We start from the raw sequence: 2,505 nt of genomic DNA on the forward strand, positions 1-2,505 counted from the left end.
TCCACTGGCGCGAGCGTGCCGATGGCTCATCGATCACGCAGAACAAGAATCTGCTCCCCGTGCTCGTGGACTATCTCGACGCCCTCAGCGGAGGCATCGCCGTGCTCGACGGCGCCGGCCAGCGCGCCGCCGTCCGTGCCCGCATCCGTCTCATTCTGGAGATGGATGTCCCTCCGCTCGTCCGCATCGCGCAGGACAGTCCCGACGACGCGTACCGCCGCACACTCGGCGCGTTCATCCGCGTGCTCCATGATCGCGCGGATGCCGAGTCCATCGAACTCGACCACGCCGCGGCACGGTTGCGCAGCGCGGCAGAACTGTGGTGAGACGGACCGGAGATATCCTGAGCGGATGACCGCTTCCGACGCCGCTCACCTCCCCGATCGCCCCACGGGTCCCGATCTCGCCGAGATCCGTGCCGAGATCGACGAGCTCGCCGCCCTCTCCACGGAGGATCTCGTCAACCCGAAGCCGAAGGTGATCGCCGAGAACGAGCCGATCCCGTACCCCACGGACGCGATCGGGTCCGAAGACGGGAACAAGCCGGCCTGAGCTGTTTCAGGCCTGTTCCCGCGCCTGCGCCTCCAGGCCCTCGATCGTCGCAGCCGCCATCTGCTCGAGGGCCAGCTCCGCATAGAGCCCGCCCTGGGCGAGGAGTTCGGAATGGGTTCCCGACTCCACGATGCGCCCCGCTTCGACGACATGGATGACATCGGCACCGACGACGGTGGACAGCCGGTGTGCGATGGAGATGGTCGTGCGCCCCCGCGCCACATTGTCCAGCGCTTCCTGCACGACCCGTTCCGACACGGTGTCCAGAGCCGACGTGGCCTCGTCCAGCAGCAGCACCGGCGGGTCCTTCAGCAGAACGCGGGCGATCGCGATGCGCTGCTTCTCGCCGCCCGAGAGCCGATAGCCGCGTTCGCCGACGACCGTGTCATAGCCGTGCTCGAAGTTCGCGATCGCGTGGTGGATGTTCGCCGCCGTGCACGCCGCCACGAGCTCCTCGTCGCTGGCATCCGGCTTCGCATAGCGGAGGTTGTCGGCGATGGTGGCGTGGAACAAGTACGTCTCCTGGGAAACGATCCCGACGTTCTCCACGATCGATTCCTGAGTGAGCCCGCGCACGTCCCGGCCGGCGAAGACGACCGCACCCTCGGACGCCTCGTAGAGGCGGGGAGCCAGGTAGACGATGGTGGTCTTGCCCGCGCCGGACGGCCCCACGAAGGCGATGTGCTGGCCGGGCTCGGCGACGAACGAGACCCCGTCGAGCGTCGGGCGGGCGTCACCCGCGGCATCCGGGTAGCGGAATACGACATCGCGGAACTCGACCCGTCCGATCGGCCCGGGAGCGCGCCCCACCTCGATCGCGCCGGGAGCGTCGACGATCGCCGGCGTCAAGTCCAGGTACTCGAAGATGCGCGCGAACAGGGCCCGCGAGGTCTGCAGATCCAGCGCGACGCGCATCAGCCCCATCAGCGGCTGGAGCAGGCGCGCCTGCACCGTGGTGAACGCCACGACCGTACCGGCTGTGATCGCGCCGGTTCCGCCCGCGATGAGATAGCCCGACACCAGATAGATGACCGCCGGCACCGACGCCATGATGACCTGCACGACAGCGAAGAAGCCCTGGCCGCTCATGGCTCGTCGCACCTGGAGACGCACCTGGTTGAGGTTCTCGGCGCGGTAGCGCTCCGACTCCGCTCGCTGGCGGTTGAAAGCCTTGGACAGGAGGATGCCGCTCACCGACAGCGTCTCCTGGGTGATGCTGGTCAACTCGCTGAGCGACTCCTGCGTCTGACCCGCGATGCGCGCCCGCACCTGGCCCACGCGCCTCTGCACCAGCACGAGCGCGGGCATCATGATGACGGCGATGACGGTCAGCCGCCAGTCGATGAGGATCATGGCGACGAGCGCCGAGATCACCGTGACCGTGTTTCCGAGGATGCTGGTGACCGTATTGGTCAGGACGTCCGAGACGCCGCCGACGTCGTTCTGCAGTCGCGACTGGATGACCCCGGTCTTCGTGCGGGTGAAAAAGCCCAGCTCCATCGCCTGCAGGTGATCGAACAAGCGAACCCGCAGGTCTCCCGTGACACGATTCCCGACCGTCGAGGTGAGCCAGGTCTGCGTGACGCCGAGCACGGCGGAGAACAGGAACAGTCCGATCATCGTGAGCACCAAGCGCAGCAGAAGCGCGAGATCCGGCGGCGCGCCGTCGGTGGGAAAGAGCGCGTCGTCGAAGATCCGCTGCACGATGAGGGGCGGCACGACGCCGATCGCCGCGCCGACGACGACCATCACCGCCGTCACCAGGATGCGCACGCGGTAGGGGCGGAACAGGGCGACGACCCGAGCGCCGAGGTTCGGGATGACCGGGGCCTCCGCATTCCGTCGTCGTTGCGCCCCCTCGTCGACACCGCGAAAGGGCGCCGGAACGCCGCCCGGGCCCATACCGCCCATCCCCATGCTCACCGGGGTCATCCTACCCCGCGTCGGAAGGGG

2 protein-coding genes and 1 pseudogene are annotated in these 2,505 nt (G+C 68.1%); 2 read left to right on the forward strand and 1 reads right to left on the reverse strand.

Annotated elements, in window-relative coordinates; genetic code table 11:
- Together I5I_RS02655 and I5I_RS02660 are read left to right on the forward strand one after the other, a co-directional pair.
- A pseudogene (locus I5I_RS02655) lies at positions 1–326 on the forward strand (glycosyltransferase family 2 protein); the annotation flags it as partial.
- A gap of 25 nt (positions 327–351) precedes the next feature.
- Positions 352–552, forward strand: coding sequence for a hypothetical protein (locus I5I_RS02660; RefSeq protein ID WP_036316184.1), 201 nt, complete (start codon positions 352–354; stop codon positions 550–552).
- Positions 553–558: 6 nt separating this feature from the next.
- On the opposite strand, the gene I5I_RS02665 is transcribed toward I5I_RS02660, so the two are convergent.
- Complete coding sequence (locus I5I_RS02665) at positions 559–2,463, reverse strand: ABC transporter ATP-binding protein (protein ID WP_036316188.1); 1,905 nt, start codon at positions 2,461–2,463, stop codon at positions 559–561.
- Between the last annotated feature and the right edge of the window lie 42 nt (positions 2,464–2,505).

Origin of the sequence: Microbacterium sp. B24 (assembly GCF_000333415.1) — a bacterium.
Lineage (GTDB): Bacteria > Actinomycetota > Actinomycetes > Actinomycetales > Microbacteriaceae > Microbacterium.

Excerpts from the sequence above, each read along its gene's own strand:
- I5I_RS02660 (WP_036316184.1), top strand. The coding sequence starts at position 352 with ATGACCGCTTCCGACGCCGCTCACCTCCCCGATCGCCCCACGGGTCCC.
- I5I_RS02665 (WP_036316188.1), bottom strand. The coding sequence starts at position 2,463 with ATGGGCGGTATGGGCCCGGGCGGCGTTCCGGCGCCCTTTCGCGGTGTC.